12 protein-coding genes and 1 pseudogene are annotated in these 15,160 nt (G+C 67.5%); 4 read left to right on the forward strand and 9 right to left on the reverse strand.

All coding sequences use genetic code 11. From position 1 onward, the window contains the following. Nucleotides 1–198 precede the first annotated feature (198 nt). Nucleotides 199–1,662: a ribonuclease G gene (gene rng, locus AXA74_RS22655; protein ID WP_029577342.1), complete on the forward strand. Its 1,464-nt coding sequence runs from the start codon at nt 199–201 to the stop codon at nt 1,660–1,662. Nucleotides 1,663–2,048: 386 nt separating this feature from the next. On the opposite strand, the gene AXA74_RS22660 is transcribed toward rng, so the two are convergent. Together AXA74_RS22660 and msbA are read right to left on the reverse strand one after the other, a co-directional pair. Next, entirely contained in the window at nt 2,049–4,802 is a 2,754-nt protein-coding gene (locus AXA74_RS22660) for an autotransporter family protein (RefSeq protein ID WP_048940218.1), read from the reverse strand. A gap of 351 nt (nt 4,803–5,153) precedes the next feature. Continuing rightward, a complete protein-coding gene (gene msbA, locus AXA74_RS22665; RefSeq protein WP_029577340.1) occupies nt 5,154–6,929 on the reverse strand; it encodes a lipid A export permease/ATP-binding protein MsbA in 1,776 nt (591 codons plus the stop codon). Between the two features lie 94 nt (nt 6,930–7,023). Between msbA and AXA74_RS22670 the strand changes: the two genes are divergently transcribed. From AXA74_RS22670 to AXA74_RS22680, 3 genes are read left to right on the forward strand one after another with little or no spacing between them, the layout of a single operon-like run. Then, complete coding sequence (locus AXA74_RS22670; RefSeq protein ID WP_126623592.1) at nt 7,024–7,980, forward strand: glycosyltransferase family 9 protein; 957 nt, start codon at nt 7,024–7,026, stop codon at nt 7,978–7,980. A 12-nt stretch (nt 7,981–7,992) separates the two neighbouring features. Further along, on the forward strand, nt 7,993–8,757 hold the full coding sequence (locus AXA74_RS22675; protein ID WP_029577338.1) for a YdcF family protein: 765 nt from the start codon (nt 7,993–7,995) through the stop codon (nt 8,755–8,757). A gap of 13 nt (nt 8,758–8,770) precedes the next feature. Next, nucleotides 8,771–9,028 carry a YkgJ family cysteine cluster protein gene (locus tag AXA74_RS22680; RefSeq protein ID WP_029577337.1) on the forward strand — a complete coding sequence of 86 codons (258 nt, stop codon included), beginning with the start codon at nt 8,771–8,773 and terminating at the stop codon, nt 9,026–9,028. On the opposite strand, the gene AXA74_RS22685 is transcribed toward AXA74_RS22680, so the two are convergent. From AXA74_RS22685 to dnaE, 7 genes and pseudogenes are all read right to left on the reverse strand, one after another. Beyond that, nucleotides 9,025–10,185: a glycosyltransferase family 4 protein gene (locus AXA74_RS22685; protein WP_032978113.1), complete on the reverse strand. Its 1,161-nt coding sequence runs from the start codon at nt 10,183–10,185 to the stop codon at nt 9,025–9,027. The two genes, AXA74_RS22680 and AXA74_RS22685, sit on opposite strands and share 4 nt — an antisense overlap. After that, nucleotides 10,163–10,888, reverse strand: coding sequence for a polysaccharide deacetylase family protein (locus AXA74_RS22690; RefSeq protein WP_029577335.1), 726 nt, complete (start codon nt 10,886–10,888; stop codon nt 10,163–10,165). Before AXA74_RS22690 ends, AXA74_RS22685 begins: the two co-directional genes overlap by 23 nt. Before the next feature lie 48 nt (nt 10,889–10,936). Next, the gene (locus AXA74_RS22695; RefSeq protein WP_032978116.1) at nt 10,937–12,052 is read right to left on the reverse strand and encodes a glycosyltransferase family 4 protein; all 1,116 of its coding nucleotides are present in this window, start codon (nt 12,050–12,052) and stop codon (nt 10,937–10,939) included. Beyond that, the gene (locus AXA74_RS22700; protein ID WP_029577333.1) at nt 12,049–12,807 is read right to left on the reverse strand and encodes a glycosyltransferase family 2 protein; all 759 of its coding nucleotides are present in this window, start codon (nt 12,805–12,807) and stop codon (nt 12,049–12,051) included. The genes AXA74_RS22695 and AXA74_RS22700 overlap by 4 nt, the downstream gene beginning before the upstream one ends. Beyond that, nucleotides 12,804–13,655 (reverse strand): polysaccharide deacetylase family protein, encoded by an 852-nt coding sequence (locus tag AXA74_RS22705; RefSeq protein ID WP_029577332.1) that lies wholly within the window; start codon nt 13,653–13,655, stop codon nt 12,804–12,806. Before AXA74_RS22705 ends, AXA74_RS22700 begins: the two co-directional genes overlap by 4 nt. Beyond that, the gene (locus AXA74_RS22710; protein ID WP_029577331.1) at nt 13,652–14,752 is read right to left on the reverse strand and encodes a glycosyltransferase family 4 protein; all 1,101 of its coding nucleotides are present in this window, start codon (nt 14,750–14,752) and stop codon (nt 13,652–13,654) included. The genes AXA74_RS22705 and AXA74_RS22710 overlap by 4 nt, the downstream gene beginning before the upstream one ends. Next, nucleotides 14,752–15,160: pseudogene (gene dnaE / locus AXA74_RS22715) on the reverse strand (DNA polymerase III subunit alpha); the annotation flags it as partial. The pseudogene dnaE and the gene AXA74_RS22710, both read right to left, overlap by 1 nt.

Below are 15,160 nucleotides of genomic sequence, written 5' to 3' on the forward strand. Positions count from 1 at the left end.
CGTGTTGCGAGGGGGCGAACTATAGCACAGTTTTTTTGCGTGTGTCATCCGCAGGGACGTGCATTTTCTTTTCCGGGCGGGCAGCCACGCTTGGCCGGCACGCGGATCTCCCCTGCGCGACAGGGGCGAACGCCAGCGCCGGCCCGACTTACGATACCCTAGCGCATCACTATATATAGACACCAGACACGGACAACAATGACTGAAGACATTCTGATCAACGTCACGCCTTTCGAGACCCGTGTTGCCATCGTCGCCCAGGGCGCGGTGCAGGAGCTGCATGTCGAGCGCAGCATTCAACGCGGCCATGTCGGCAATATCTATCTGGGCCGCGTGGTCCGGGTGCTGCCGGGGATGCAGAGTGCCTTCATCGATATCGGGCTGGAGCGCGCGGCCTTCATCCATATCGCCGACCTGAGGGAAAACCGCCAGGAGCGCAGCCAGGGACTCACTCCCACCCCCATCGAGAAACTGCTGTTCGAGGGCCAGACCTTGATGGTCCAGGTCATCAAGGACCCGTTGGGCACCAAGGGCGCCCGGCTGTCGACCCAGATCAGCATCGCGGGCCGCATGCTGGTCTACCTGCCGCATGACCCGCACATCGGCATCTCCCAGAAGATTGATTCCGAGACCGAGCGCACCCAGCTGCGCGAGCGCCTGCAGGCGCTGGTGCCGGCCGAAGAAAAAGGCGGCTTTATTGTCCGCACGCAGGCCGAGGGTGCCACCGACGAGGAATTGACGGCCGACCTCGAGTATCTGCGCAAACTCTGGAGCAGCGTGCAGGCCGCCGCCCGCAGCCAGCCCGCGCCCACGGTGCTGCACCAGGACTTGACGCTGGCGCAGCGAGTGTTGCGCGATATGGTGGGCCCGTATACGGGCGTCATCCAGGTGGATTCGCGCAGCACCACGGCCGCGCTGCAGGAATGGGCCAAGATCTACACCCCGTCCGTGCTGCCCCGCATCCGGCATTACAGCGGCGAGCGCCCCCTCTTTGACACGGCCAGCGTGGATGAGGAGATCGCGCGCGCCCTGTCGCGGCGCGTGGACCTGAAGTCCGGCGGTTATCTGATCGTGGACCAGACCGAGGCGCTGACCACGGTGGACGTCAATACCGGCGGCTTCGTGGGCGGGCGCAACTTCGACGACACCATCTTCAAGACCAATCTGGAAGCGGCCCAGGCCATCGCCCGCCAACTGCGCTTGCGCAACCTGGGCGGCATCGTCATCCTCGATTTCATCGACATGGAGGACAGCGAACACCGCGACACGGTGCTGGCCGAACTGAAGAAAGCCCTGTCGCGTGACCGCACCCGCATGACGGTCAATGGTTTTACGCAGCTGGGCCTGGTCGAGATGACCCGCAAGCGCACCCGGGACTCCCTGGCGCACCAGCTCTGCGAGCCCTGCCCCATGTGCCAGGCGCGCGGCAATGTCCGCACGGCGCGCACGGTCTGCTATGAAATCCTGCGCGAGATCCTGCGCGAAGCGCGGCAGTTCAACCCCAAGGAGTTTCGCGTCCTGGCCTCGCAGGGCGTGGTGGACTTGTTCCTCGAGGAGGAGAGCCAGCATCTGGCCATGCTGGGCGACTTCGTGGGCAAGCCGATCTCGCTGGAAGTGGAAGGCGCCTACTCCCAAGAGCAATACGACATCATCCTGATCTGAGCCACCCGCCCGGCCCTAGCGTTCGCACGTCCAGACAGCGGCGTCTTTCCAGGACCCGCCCGCATCCAGGCAGAGGTCTATGGCATATTGCCGCGCCAGCCAGATGCCGGCCGCCACGCCCAGGATGAACACAAGTGGAATGACCCAGCTCCGAACGGGCTTGCGTAAGCCGCAGCGCGCCTGACCCATGGTGGTTATCTCCCTGGCAAATGGCGCTATTGTGGGAACTCGAGGCGGGCCGATCGCGGCGGCCAGCCCACTCTCGGGCCAATCCGGGTCGGGCGCAAGAAAAAGCCGCCCAGTCGGGCGGCCTCGGCCGGCGCGCAAGGGCCAGCCCCGGGGCGCGGGATGGGTGGGACGCACCCGCGGCCTGCGCCGCGGCCGCGCTACCAGGTGTATTTCACGCCGGCCCGGGCGGCGTACTGGTGGTAGTCCTGGGACCCCCAGCTGCCGCCCACGTTGACCCATCCGGTCCAGCCCTTGGTAAAGTTGGCGTGCAGGCCGAGCTTGAGCTCATAGCGATCGCGGGGATACAGATCGCCCACGCTGACGCCATCGAAGCGCATGGCACGGTCCGTACCCGTATGCCACCAGTTCAGGGTGGCGAAGGGCTGCAGTTGACGGCCATTGCCCAGGTCAAAGGTCCGGTGCGTGCGCACCCCCAGCCGGGTGATGGCGCCGCTTGAGTCGCCTCCCGTAATGCGCGTGCCGGCCTGGTCCGTGACATCGTCGCTGTCGACGTTGACATAGATGACCTGCGCCTGCGGTTCAAGCACCCAGTCCGCGGCCAGCGCGAAGGCATAGCCTGCCTCGGCCGACACGGCCCAGCCATGCGAGTCGTAGGCGCTGCGCCCCAGGTCGTCCCCGTCCACCTTGTTGTTGAACCAGCCATATTGCAGCCAGGTATCCACATAGGCGCCCAGCTTGCTGTCATTGTTCTGGAACCAGGTGCCGTACAAGCCCAGGCCATAGCCGTCGGATTTGCCGTGCGCGCGGGCGGGGTTGCCTTCGGCGGAGGCGCGCGTGCGCGAGTTGGCGTAAGTCATCATGCCGCCGACATGCAGGCGATCCGCATCCGAAAACAGACGCCATTGGGCCACATCCCCGCCGGCCTGGATTTGGAACATGTCCGAGCTGACGTCAAAGACGCGATTGCTGCTCTTGGATCCCTCCCAGCTGCCGGTCATGCGCAGCCAGATCGCGCCGCGCCGGGCCGCATCCCCGCCATAGTCCGTGCTCTCGATGAACTGCGGCTCGCCCAGGCGGTCATGCATGCTGTGCACGAACATTTGATTGGCGAACCACTGGTTGGCCAGATAGGCGCCCACTTCAGGCCGATAAAGCGGCGTGCCCGGGTCGCTGGGCTGCTCCGAGCGCAGATACCAATCGTCGCCCGCGCCGGCGGCATCGCCCCGGAAGAGCTTGTACTCGTAGGGACCGGCCACGGTCCGGCCGGCCAGGGCAAAGGCGCCTGCGGCGGTCGTGCCGCCGTTCTGGACTTCGACCACGCGGATGCCATTACCCGCCGTATAGGCGCCCGAACCGCCGCTATTGGCCACCTGCAGCTGGGTCTGCCCGCCGGCCGTGCCGCCATCGATGATGACGCGGTCCGTGGGCGAGTTGCTGTCACCCAGGTAGGTATTCAGGCCGATCACACCGCCATTGCCCGCCAGCGACTGGACCGTCAAGGTCTTGTAGACGCCGCCGGCCGGCGGCGAGAACCGCGCCGCGCTATTGTTCAGGGCCAATTGCGTCAACACCGAATCGCCGGTGATCTGCCAGGCCGAACCGTTGGAGAGCGTCAGGTTGGAGGTGCTGCCGGCCGCCAAGACCGCCTGCCCGGTCAACTGGGAGCCGCTGGCCGCGAAGTCGAGCGTGCCGGCCGCGCCGCCCCCATCCGGCCCCACCCGTATCGCGACCCCGGACCCGTTGGTGAGGGTGACGCCGCTGAAGTTGACTTGCGCGCTGCCGCCCTCGACCACGACACCGTCACCCGAGCTGGCCAGGGTGCCTCCCGTCACTGCGAAGGAGGACGCCGTGTTGGCCGCGGCCGCCGTGGAGAAGATGCCCGCCACCTGCCCCGCGCCGCTGGCCTGGAGCTGGCTATTGTTGGCCAGCACGATGTCGCCGCCATTGACGGCAGCCAGCCCATAGGCATTGGCGTTGCCCGCGATCGACAGCTGGCTGGCGCCCAGAAAACGCACCGCGCCGCCGCCGGAAACCGCCAGTCCATAGGTGTCGCCGGTGCCGCTGACGCTGGCATTGACCGCGCCATTGGCGACAACCTCGCCCCCCGCCTCTGCCGCGGCAATGGTGCCACTGCCGCCCTGCATCGATACCGAGCCCGTCATGCCCGCCAGAGCGACGCGCGAATTGGCCCCGTTGGCATAGAGCAGCGTCCCTTCCTTGGCCACGATCGCGATATCGCTCTGGCCGCTTATCGTCAAGGTGCCGCCCGCCCACGACGAGACCGCGTACTGCGCCTCGCCAAAGGCGCCGGCCCGGCCGTTCATGCGTATGAGCACGCGCTCGGCGCTCAAGGTGCCGGCCTCGTTGGTCACCAGGCCCCAACCCTGGAAGCCATCGCTATAGGTATTGATGGTCGTCAGTCCGGTCAGGCCGATGGTGCTGTTCGTGTGGGCATATATCCCATACGGTTCATCGGAGGTGGCATTGACCGTCACATTGTTGGCAGTGATGGAGGACGGCACGCCGTTGGCGCCGACATGCCGGGTATACAAACCGGTGGCGCCGATAATGCCCGCCGGCGCGCCATAGCTCTCGACATTGACGATCGAACCCGAGCCAAGGTCGATAACCCCGCCATTCATGGACGTAATGGCGCCCAGGCCGCCGGCCGTCAGGTTGGTGGCCGTAATGCCGCCCCCGCCTGTCACCAAAATGGTGCGGCTATTCGCGCCGATCACGCCGTCGGCCTGAAAGACCGGCGTTGTATAACCGCTGGCGGTGTAGGAACCTCCCGAAGGCACGGTCGTCGCGGGCCAGTTGCCGACCACCGTGGCGGCCGCGGCCGGCACCCCGACGCGGGGTGGGGGCGAAGCGAATTGCGCCTGGGCACAGAAGGAAAAACCGGCGGCGGAAACCGCCAGGACTTGCCGGGACACGCTGAGTCTCACCATTATTGGCTCCTGGACAATATGGGAAGGACGACATACGGGTCATACGGGCCGGAGGATGAGGCCCTGATAGCGGCAAGCGCCGACAAGGCGGCGCTGTAATCGCGACAATGCGATCGTTTGATACAAATTATCGAAGAAAGCACTGCACCACAACATTTTCCTGCCAAGTCCCCCTCTTTTGTCGCTTAAATCCCAACAAACCGGTCATGATGGGGGCCGCGCAAAAAAACGCCGCCCATGCGGGCGGCGCCTGAATTTCCACCGGAGCCTGTCCGGCGGCCTCTCTCTGCAAGGAGAGCCAGTCTATCGGGCCGGGATGCAACCGGGCATGAAGCTGTGTAAGCGTAACGTTCAGTCTTCGCGGAACTGCATGTTGTAGAGCGTGGCGTAGAGGCCGCCTGCGGCCAGCAGTTCGGCATGCGGCCCCTGTTCGACGATGCGTCCGGCATCCAGCACGATGATGCGGTCGGCGTTCTGGACGGTGGACAGGCGGTGGGCGATCACCAGCGTGGTGCGGCCGCGCATCAGGCGCTCCAGCGAACTTTGCACCTGGCGCTCGGATTCGTTATCCAGCGCAGAGGTCGCTTCATCCAGGATGAGGATGGGCGCGTTCTTGATGAGGGCGCGCGCGATGGCCAGGCGCTGGCGCTGGCCGCCCGAAAGACGGGCGGCGTTTTCGCCCACGGGCGTATGCATGCCCTTAGGCAGGCCATCGACGAACTCCAGCAGATTGGCCGCGGCCAGGGCGTCGCGCACGCGCTGGTCATCGGCCTTGCCGAGCGCGCCATAGCCCACGTTGGCGGCAATGGTGTCATCGAACAGCACGACGTCCTGGCTGACCAGCGACAGGTGGGAGCGCAGGCTGCGCAGCTGGACTTCGTTGATGGGCACATCGTCGACCAGGATGCTGCCCTCGGTGGGCAGCACAAAGCGCGGCAGCATGTTGACCAGCGTGGTCTTGCCGCTGCCCGAGCGGCCGACCAGGGCCACTGTCTGGCCCGGCTCGACCGTGAACGAGACGCCGGCGACGGTATCGCGCTCGGCATCGGGGAAACGGTGGCCGACCTGGCGGAATTCGATCTTGCCGCGCACCGGCTCGGGCAGCTGGCGCTGGCCGTCGTCCACTTCGGGCAATTGGTCGACCAAGGTGAAAACGCTCTCGGCCGACACCAGCATTTTCTGCATCTTGCTGGCCAGGTTGGTCAGCCGCTTGATGGGGTCGAAGATCTGGGCCAGGGCGCTCATGAAGGCGGCAAACGCGCCCGCCGTCAGGGTGCCGGCATTGGCCTGCCCCAGGGCCACGGCGATGACGGCGGCCACGGCCACGGCGATGCAGACCTGGGTCAAGGGCGTCAGGGCGGCGTCGGCCACGGCGGTGCGCATCGCAAAGCGGCGCAGCCGCGCATTGACGTAGGCGAAGCGGCCGCGCTCGGCTTCGTAGCCGTCAAAGAGCTTGATGACACGCTGGCCGTCTATGCCTTCGCTCACCACGCGGGTGAGCTCGGCGTTCATATTGACGGTTTCGCGATTGATGCGGCGCAGGCGGCGGGCAAAGGCGCGGGCAATCCAGATCGAGACCGGCATGACGACCAGGATGATGACCGTCAGCAGCCATGACATATACAGCAGCACGCAGATCAGCGAGATCACCACCAGGGTTTCGCGCACCAGCACCGTGATGACGTCGGTGGCATAGCCGGTCACGTTGCCGGCGTCGATGGTGAAGCGGTTGAGCAGCCGTCCGGTGTCGCCGCGCTTGAAATCGGCGTCCGGCAGCCCGAGCAGGCGCTCGAACATATCGCGCCGGATGCCCAGCAGCACGTTGTTGGCCACCCAGGCCAGCAGGTAGTCGCTGAAAAAATTGCATACGCCGCGGATGAAGATCAGGCCCACCACCGCCAGCGGCACGGACCAGATATATTGCGGCTTGTCGCCCGCGAAGCCGCCGTCGATCAACGGCTTCATGATGACGGCGAGTGTCGGCTGCGTGGCCGCGGCGCCCGCCATCAGCAGGACGGCCAGCAGCAGGCCCTTCCAGTAGGAGCCGACCCGGCTATAGATGCGCTGCCACAGCACGGCTTTGACCGGTTCGTTGCCGGCGGTTGCGTCACGTACGCCAGAAGTCAAGGATGCACTCGCTTTAATACAATCATGCCGGGATTGTACCTGCCGCCACCGGCCCTCTTGAATGAAATACGCCCCCCTGGGCCATCGAGTCTCCATGTCCGCACTATCCACCCTCTACGTCCGCGTGCCCAATTGGGTGGGCGATGTCTGCATGAGCCTGCCCAGCCTGCGCTTGCTGCAGGCCAGCGGCCTGCCCCTGGTCATCTGCGCCCGCCCCTGGGCGCGGGACCTGCTCGACGGCCTGTCCAAGGCCGATTTCCTGCCCATGACGGGCAAATGGCGCAGCGACCGCGCCACGGTGGCCCGCCATCGCCGGGGACAGGCCCGCGGCCTGCTGCTGCCGGACTCGCTGTCCAGCGCGGCGGTTTTCCGCCTGGCCGGGGTGCCCAGCGCCGGCTACCGCGACGACGGGCGCAGCCTGTTACTGCGCTGGCCGGTCAACAAGCCGGCCCAGGCCATGCACGCCGTGCAGTCCTGGTATTACCTGACCCGCCAGGCCCTGAAAGCCTGGGGCTTGCCCGAAGGCGACCCCGAGCCGGGCCCCTCGCTGGATCTGCCGCTGACCGAGCGCCACCGCAACGAATGCGAGGCGGCGCTGGCGCGGGCCGGCCTGGGCCAGCGCCCTTTTGTGCTGATCGCGCCCACGGCGACCGGCCTGCACCGGGGCAAAATCAAGGTCTGGCCGCAGTTCGACGCCCTGACCCGCGCCTTGCAGGGCCGCGGCCATACCGTGGTAATGTGCCCACCTGCGCCGGAAGTCGAAGAAGCCCGCCGCAATGCCCCGACGGCATCCCTGCTGCCTCCCCTGGGCCTGGGCGCCTTTGCCTGCCTGACCGCTCGCGCATCCCTGGTGATATGCAATGATTCGGGCGTCTCGCACGTCGCCGCGGCCGCCGGCGCGCGCGAACTGGCCCTCTTCGGCGTCACCCGCCGCGAGAGGACCGGCCCCTGGTCCGCCCGCGCGGTCTGCCTGGGCGCCGAGGGCGCCTGGCCCTCCCTGGCCGAGGTCGAAGACTCGGCGCTGGCGCAATTGCGGGGCAGCCCCGAGTAGCAACGTTTGGATATGACGATCAATAGTTACCTGACCAACCTCATCATTCCGCTGAACCTCTGCGTCACCCTGGTGGTGCTGGGCTTGGTGCTGGGTCTGTTGCGCTGGCGCAAGACCGCCGGCGCGCTCATTGCCGCCGGCCTGATCTGGGTCTTCGCCTGGTCGCTGCCGGCCACCTCGCTGTGGCTGGGCGGGGCGCTTGAAAAACGCTATCCCTATCTGGCGCCGCAGACCGCCCCGACCGCCGACGCCATCGTCGTGCTGGGCGGCAATACCGCCAACGGACGGGCCAATTGGTTCCTGCCCTATGAAAAAGAAACGGCGGTGGTGCGCGTGGACGTCGCCACCGACCTGTACCTGGCCGGCCGGGCGCCCAAGGTGGTGCTCTCGGGCGGCGCCCTGGAGGGCAGTGTGAGCGAGGCGCAGGGCATGGCGCACCGCATGCGGCAGCGCGGCGTGCCCGATTCGGCCCTGGTGCTGGAAAACGCCAGCCGCAACACCTACGAAAACGCCGCCCTGACCGAGGACACGCTGCGCGCCAACCATATCGACAAGGTATTGCTCGTGACCTCGGCGCTGCATATGCCCCGCGCCATGGCCGCCTTCTCCAAGCAGGGCGTGGAAGTCATTGCCGCGCCGGCGCCGCCGCAGATCGTGCTGCCGCCGGGCAGCGGGATTGCGCCATGGATGCCCGACACCCGCACCCTGGACGCCAGCCGCTCCATCATCAAGGAATACGCGGGCCTGCTGGTGTACTGGCTGCGCGGCTGGGTCTAGGCGGGCCAGGATCATGGAATGCCGTCCGGGCTGCGCCGCCTGCTGCATCGCGCCGTCGATTTCCAGCCCCATCCCGGGCATGCCCGAGGGCAAGCCGGCGGGCGTGCCCTGCGTCCAGCTCGATGAAGCGCTGCGCTGCCGCATTTTCGGCCGCCCGGAGCGGCCGCAGGTCTGCGGTTCGCTGCCGCCCAGCGGCGAGATGTGCGGCGACAGCCGCGAACAGGCGCTGCGCTGGCTGGGCCACGTCGAACGGCTGACAGCGCCCGGCTAGGAAGCGCCGTCGGCGCCCTGGCCGGCCAGGATGCCGGCGTACAGGGCTTCGTAGCGGGCCGCCACGGCCTGCCAGCTTTGCTGCTCGGCCAGGGCCCGCCCGCCCTCGATGAGACGCGCCCGCAGGCCGGGATCATCGCCCAGGGCCTGGATGGCCCGGGCCAGGCCCGCGCCGTCGCGCGGGTCGTCCAGGATGAGCGCATCCGCGCCGTCCTTGAGATAGCGCGCGAAACCGCAATAGGCCGGCGGGCTGATCACAACCGGCAGGCTGTGCGCCATGGCCTCCAGGGGCGCCATGCCAAAGCTGTCATTCAGCGTCGGATGCACATAGATGTCGGCCGCCGCATAGTAGCGGTTGACCTGGGGCGTGGGCGGCACCAGCCGGGTGCGCGCCGCCAGGCCGCTGGCCTCGACCGCCTGGCGCGTGGGCGCATCCGCCCCGACGACCAGCAGGCGGTAGCCGTCCGGCAAGGCCGCCAGCGCCTGGAGCAAGGCCGGCAGCCCCTTGCGCATGGGGTTGCGCGCCACGAGCAGGCAGACGGTATGGCCGTCGGCCAGCCCCAGTTCGCCGCGCGTGGCCTGGCGGCGCGCGGTATCGGCCGGCTCGGCGGCATGCACGCCCGGCAATATCGTGGTGACGGGCAGCTGCGGGCCATAGGCGTCGTGCAGTTGTTCGACGATGAGCTGGGAGACCGCCACCACGCGCCGGCCGGGCGCTTGCGCCACGCGCGCGCGCTCCAGCCAGAGATAGGTGGCCAGACGCGGACTCAGCCAGGCCGCCAGGCGCCGGGCCAGGCCCGCGCCGTGCAGGCGGTTGTAGCGCACCGGCGTGACGTGCATGACCTGCACCTGGCCGGCCCAGCCGTTCATGTGGGAGTGGACGATGTCAAAGCGCCCGCCGCGCGTCAGCCGCCAGGCGCGCCAGGCAAAATACAGGACACGCATCCAGCTGGGCAGGCGCGGGCTGGCGCCCACGGGCAGATAGGCCAGTCGAAGATCGCTGTCGTAATCGCGCGCCACCACGGTGATGTCGTGGCGGGTGGACAGCACGCGCATGAGTTCGACGCCATAGGCTTCGGCGCCGCCAAAGCCCTTGCCGAAGCGGTCCACCAGCAGCGCGATGCGCAGGCGCCGGTCAGCGCCGGCGGCACTCTTCATAGCGGGTCAGGGTCTTGAGCAGGAAACTCAGCAGATGCGTCGAGCGCGACACGGTCACCCGCGGCAGGCCGAAAGGATCATCGGCGGCGCAGGCCAGGCCGCGCACGGTCAGCGTGGCGTTGTCGTAGCCCGCCTCGCGCACCATGGTCATATGCTCGGGGCCATGGTCGCCATAGGGATAGCAAAACGCCGTCACGGGAGCGCCCAGCGCCTGTTCCAGTTCGTCCTTGGATTGGCGGATCTGGCGGCGGGCCTCGTCGGCCGGCAGACGCGGCAGGTGGACGTGATCCAGCGTATGGGAGCCCACCTCGTTGCCAGCCTCATGCCACTGGCGCATCTCGGCCGCGCTCATCAGGCCCGCATAGGGGATGCCTTTCTCGGCGTCCCAGACGTTGCTGCCGTCCAATTGGCGGGCGACGAAATAATTGGTGCCGGTGAAACCGAGTTCGGCGAGCACGGGCGCGGCGTTCTCGAGCACGTTGCGGTAGCCATCGTCGAAGGTCACACCAAAAACCTTGCCGGTTTTCTCGCCGCGCAGATAGGGCATGAGGTCGCGCATCGACAGACCGCGATAGCCCAGGCGGTGCATCCAGGTCATCTGGCTGCGGAAACGGGCCGGATGCACCGTCAGGCCGCGATACGGCGTGCCGCTGGGCGCGGGAATGCCGATCTGGTGGTACATGAGGATGGGGAAGGAATTCATGGCCGGGATTATAGAGCGGCCGCCCCGGCCGCGGACAAGGCGGCTGCCTCAGCGCGCCGCCAGGGCCTGGGTATAGACGTCCAGGGTGGCCTGGGCGAAATCGTGCAGATTGAAGTCGCGCACGGCCTTCTCGCGGGCCGCCAGCCCCATGCGGCGCAGGGTTTCAGGGTCCGCCAGCATGGCGCGCAGGGCCGTCGCGATGGCCGGCACGTCGCGCGCCGGCACGATCCAGCCATCCCGGCCCGGCGTGATGTTTTCGGGCAGGCCGCCGGCGTCGCTGGCCAGCACCGGGCGCCCGATGGCCATCATTTCGCGGCAGGCAAAGGACAGCGCCTCGCGGTAGGACAGCACAAAGCCGACGTGGCAGGACGCCAGCGCCGCCCGGACATCGTCCAGAAGACCGGGAAAGACCATCTGGTCCTGCATGCCGGCATCGCGCACCCGGGCCAGCTTGGCCTCGTTGGGCGGATCGCCCGCCACCAGGATGCGCACGCGGGCACGCAGCTCGGGCGGCAGGCTGCCGGCCGCGTCGACCAGGTCCAGCCAGCCTTTGTCGAAGTCCGTGCCGCCCGCGCTGCCCAGCAGGAGCTTGCCCTGCCAGTCCGGGCCGAAGAACAGGGCGCGCAGCTTGTCCTGGCTCTCGGGCGCGGGCGGGGCATAGAAATGCGTGTCGATGCCGTGGCGGATGGTGGTGACGGGCAGCCTGCCGTAGGGCGAGGCCTGGACCAGGCCACGCACATAGTCGCTCACGGCGATCACATGGTCCGTCGCCAGCCGGGCGCGCAAGGCATTGCCCAGGCTGTCCAGCGGATGGTCGTTGTGCTTGGTGAAGATGATGCGCGGGCGGCGGCGCATGCCCAGGGTGGCCAGCATCACCAGCTTGTGGTCGGCGCTGCCATTGCAGTGGACGATGTCGAATTTTTCCTGGGCGATCAGGCGCCTGAGGCGTTGGCGCCCGCCGAACCAGGATGACAGCCGGGTGGTGAAATCCAAGGGTGCCACGCGCACCCGCCCGATGGCCTGCGCATAGCGGTAGAGCCGGCTGGTCTGGGGCGTGGCCACGACGATATCGTGGTCCGACGCCAGCGCGCGGGCCAGATTGATGATGTAGGTGACATGCCCGCCGCCGTTGCGGGGATGGAAATTGGTATAGAGAATCTTCACTTGGGCGGCTCGGGCTCGGATTTCAACATCAGCTTGGCATAACGGAAAAAACTGCCCGCCGCCGCGGTCACGGCCAACACCAGCCCATGGCGACCATCGAGAAAGCCGCGCCGGATGAGGTAGATGCGCACAAAGGTCCAGAAGCTGTGGCCCAGGGCGGTAAACACATTGGCGCGCCGGCCCTTGGCATGCATCATCGCGGCCGCGTCGGAAGAATAGCGGTTGATCTTGGTGACCAGGGCGTCGAAATCGGGGTAGGGATAGTGCAGCAGGTGGGGCTCCAGGCGGGCGCTGCGCCCGCTGTCGGGCACGACGCGCTCGTGCACGGCGGCGTCCGTGAAGCGGGCCGCGCCGCGCCTCCAGAGGCGCAGCACATAGTCGGGCCACCAGCCGCTATGGCGGATGAAGCGGCCGCAGAACCAGGACAGGCGGGGCATCTCCCAGGCGTCGGAACGCGGGTCGTCCATGGCGCCGCGTATGGCCTGGGCCAGCTCGGGCGTGACGCGCTCGTCGGCGTCGACGGACAGCACCCAGTCTCCGGTGGCCAGGTCCAGGGCGCGGTTTTTCTGCGGCCCGAAGCCCGGCCAGTCGGGCGTGACCACCACGCGCGCGCCGAAGTCGCGTGCCAGGGCCACGGTATTGTCGGTGCTGCCGGAGTCCACGACGATGAACTCGTCGGCAAAGGCGACGGACTCCAGGCAGCCCAGGATGTTGGCGGCCTCGTTCTTGGTGATGATGATGACCGATAGCGTCATGCCCGCCTCCTGAGCCGCTTCTTCAAGCCCTTCCAGGCGTGATACAGCGGCCCGACCAGCGGATCGCGCGACTGCCAGATGCGCCGGTTGAGCCAGCCGCCGGCGCGGTTGCGCACGGCGAAGCGATAGATATGCGCGGGATCCGAGCCGGGCCGGTTCTGGCCCAGCGGATCGGTGGTGTAGAGGTGCCGGAAGCCCGCCTCGCGCGCGGCCTGCACATAATCGGCATCGAAATACCCCTGGGGCCAGCATAGATGGTCGCTCACGCCGCCCAGCCGCTCGATGAGCGTGGCGCGGGAATCGGCAAGCTCCTGGGCGATGTGGCGCCGCTTGGCCGCCACATCGGCGCCGCACACCTTGTCCCAGCGCGTGTGGGTGTGGGTATGCGAGTGGAATTCGAACGTGCCGGCCTCGATCATGGCCTGGACCTCGCTCCAACGCAGCATCACCTCATCGGCGCGGCCCTCGGCGATCAGCCGCTTGGATGCCTCGTGGTCCACATCGGCCGGCAAGGGCAGGTCCTGGCCGGCGCAGGGGCGCGCCGGGCCGTCGCCGATCAGACCGGTGATGAGGAAAAGCACCGCGCGCATCCCGTGGCGCCGCAGAATGGGATGGGCGTGCACCCAGTTGTTCAGATAGCCATCGTCGAAGGTGATCAGCACCGATTTCGCGGGCACCGGGGCGCCGGCCAGATAGCCGGCGAATTGGGCGGCCGACAGGGACTGGTAGCCGGCGCGGGCCAGGGCGGCGATCTGGGCCTCGAAGACTTGCGGCGTGGCGGCGATCATGCCGCCGGCCGGCGTGATGTGGTGATACATCAGCACCGGGACATTGGGCGCGTTTTTCATTGTTTGCGTTCCGCCAGCCATTTGCGGTAGACGGCTTCGGTGTTTTCGGCCAGGCGCTCGGGAGAGAACACGCCTTCTTCGCGGATCATGCGCCAGCCGGCCTGCCCCATGCGCCGGCGCAGGCCGGGATCGTCGATCAGGCGGCGCAAGGCCTCGGTCAGGGCCGCGCCGTCCTTGGGCGGCACGAGGATGCCGGTGACGCCGTCGCGCATCATTTCGGAAACCCCGCCCACGTTGGTCCCGATGACCGGCAGGCCGCTGGCCTCTGCCTCGACATAGACCGTGCCGGAGGCTTCCTGCTGGGTCGCCAGGGCAAAAATGTCGAATCCCGCCAGCAGATTGGGGACATCACGCCGCGTGCCCATCAGGTGCACGCGCGATTGCAGTCCGCGCTCGGCAATATAGGCCTGGGTCTGCTCGAAGACGGGTGAGCCACCGCCGACAAAGACCAGGTGCAGCTTGTCGTTGCCGGCCAACAGCGGCGCCATGGCATCGATCAGGTCTTTATGGCCCTTGCTGGCCCGCATCACGGCCACGCAGCCGACGATCACGTCGTCGTCGGCCAGACCCAGCTCGCCGCGCAATGTAGAGCGCTCGACAGGCGGCGGCAGAACAATGGGCGAATACAGCGTGGCGATGTGGTCTTGCGGCACACCGCGGGCGATCAAGCCGTCGCGCACGTGGTCGCTCACCGTAGTCACGCGATGCGGCAGGCCGGTATAGCTCCAGAGCGAGCCCACCTTGTTGGACAGATGGCGCGTGCGCACGATGAGCGGCGTGCCGGCCAGCCGGCCGGCCGCGGCGGCGATCACGGTATCGCGGCGGCTGTGGGTGTTGAGCACATCGTAGCGGCCGCGCTTGAGCAGGCCGCGCAGGGACAGCACCCCTTTAAGATAGTTGAGCGGGCCGTCCATATAGAGCGTATGCACGGGAAAGCCGGCATCCCGCAGGCGCTCGCCCAGCTGCGCATCGGGCTGGACGATGGCCTCCATGTGGTGGCCGCGCTCGCGCATGGCCTGCATCTCCTTGAAGATGCGGCCCTCCTGGCCGCCGAAACTGGTGGCGGCCTCGGAGTGGACAATACGCAGGGGCCGCATCAGTAGCTGACCTCCACGCCTTCGGGTTTGGCCCAGAGCGCGAGGTTCTCGAGCAGGGTGTCGGCCATGCGGACGCGCCATTCTTCGCCCAGCCGCACCGTGCACAAGAAGTTGTCCTTGCGGTAGACGACGTCCACGGGCACGCCGGGCACGCCGTTCTCGGGTTCGGCCCGGAAGGGGTTGAGCAACTGCCGCAGCCGGGCGGCATCGGCCTGCCCGTTCAGGGTGATGCGCAGCGCGCGCGCGCGCGCCTCGCGCGCCAATTGCAGATCGAAGAGGTTCTCGGCCACGATGCGCATGCCGCCCGAATACTCGTCGTTGCTGACCTTGCCCTGCACGATGAGCAGCTGGTCTTCCTTCAGGCGGTTGCGGTGCTTCTCGAAGAGCTCGTTGAACACCGAGATCTCC

It is taken from the genome of Bordetella hinzii LMG 13501, from assembly GCF_001548475.1.
In the GTDB taxonomy this organism is placed as follows: Bacteria; Pseudomonadota; Gammaproteobacteria; order Burkholderiales; family Burkholderiaceae_B; genus Bordetella; species Bordetella hinzii.

Excerpts from the sequence above, each read along its gene's own strand:
- rng (WP_029577342.1), top strand. The coding sequence starts at position 199 with ATGACTGAAGACATTCTGATCAACGTCACGCCTTTCGAGACCCGTGTT.
- AXA74_RS22660 (WP_048940218.1), bottom strand. The coding sequence starts at position 4,802 with ATGGTGAGACTCAGCGTGTCCCGGCAAGTCCTGGCGGTTTCCGCCGCC.
- AXA74_RS22670 (WP_126623592.1), top strand. The coding sequence starts at position 7,024 with ATGTCCGCACTATCCACCCTCTACGTCCGCGTGCCCAATTGGGTGGGC.
- AXA74_RS22675 (WP_029577338.1), top strand. The coding sequence starts at position 7,993 with ATGACGATCAATAGTTACCTGACCAACCTCATCATTCCGCTGAACCTC.
- AXA74_RS22680 (WP_029577337.1), top strand. The coding sequence starts at position 8,771 with ATGGAATGCCGTCCGGGCTGCGCCGCCTGCTGCATCGCGCCGTCGATT.
- AXA74_RS22685 (WP_032978113.1), bottom strand. The coding sequence starts at position 10,185 with ATGAAGAGTGCCGCCGGCGCTGACCGGCGCCTGCGCATCGCGCTGCTG.
- AXA74_RS22690 (WP_029577335.1), bottom strand. The coding sequence starts at position 10,888 with ATGAATTCCTTCCCCATCCTCATGTACCACCAGATCGGCATTCCCGCG.
- AXA74_RS22700 (WP_029577333.1), bottom strand. The coding sequence starts at position 12,807 with ATGACGCTATCGGTCATCATCATCACCAAGAACGAGGCCGCCAACATC.
- AXA74_RS22705 (WP_029577332.1), bottom strand. The coding sequence starts at position 13,655 with ATGAAAAACGCGCCCAATGTCCCGGTGCTGATGTATCACCACATCACG.
- AXA74_RS22710 (WP_029577331.1), bottom strand. The coding sequence starts at position 14,752 with ATGCGGCCCCTGCGTATTGTCCACTCCGAGGCCGCCACCAGTTTCGGC.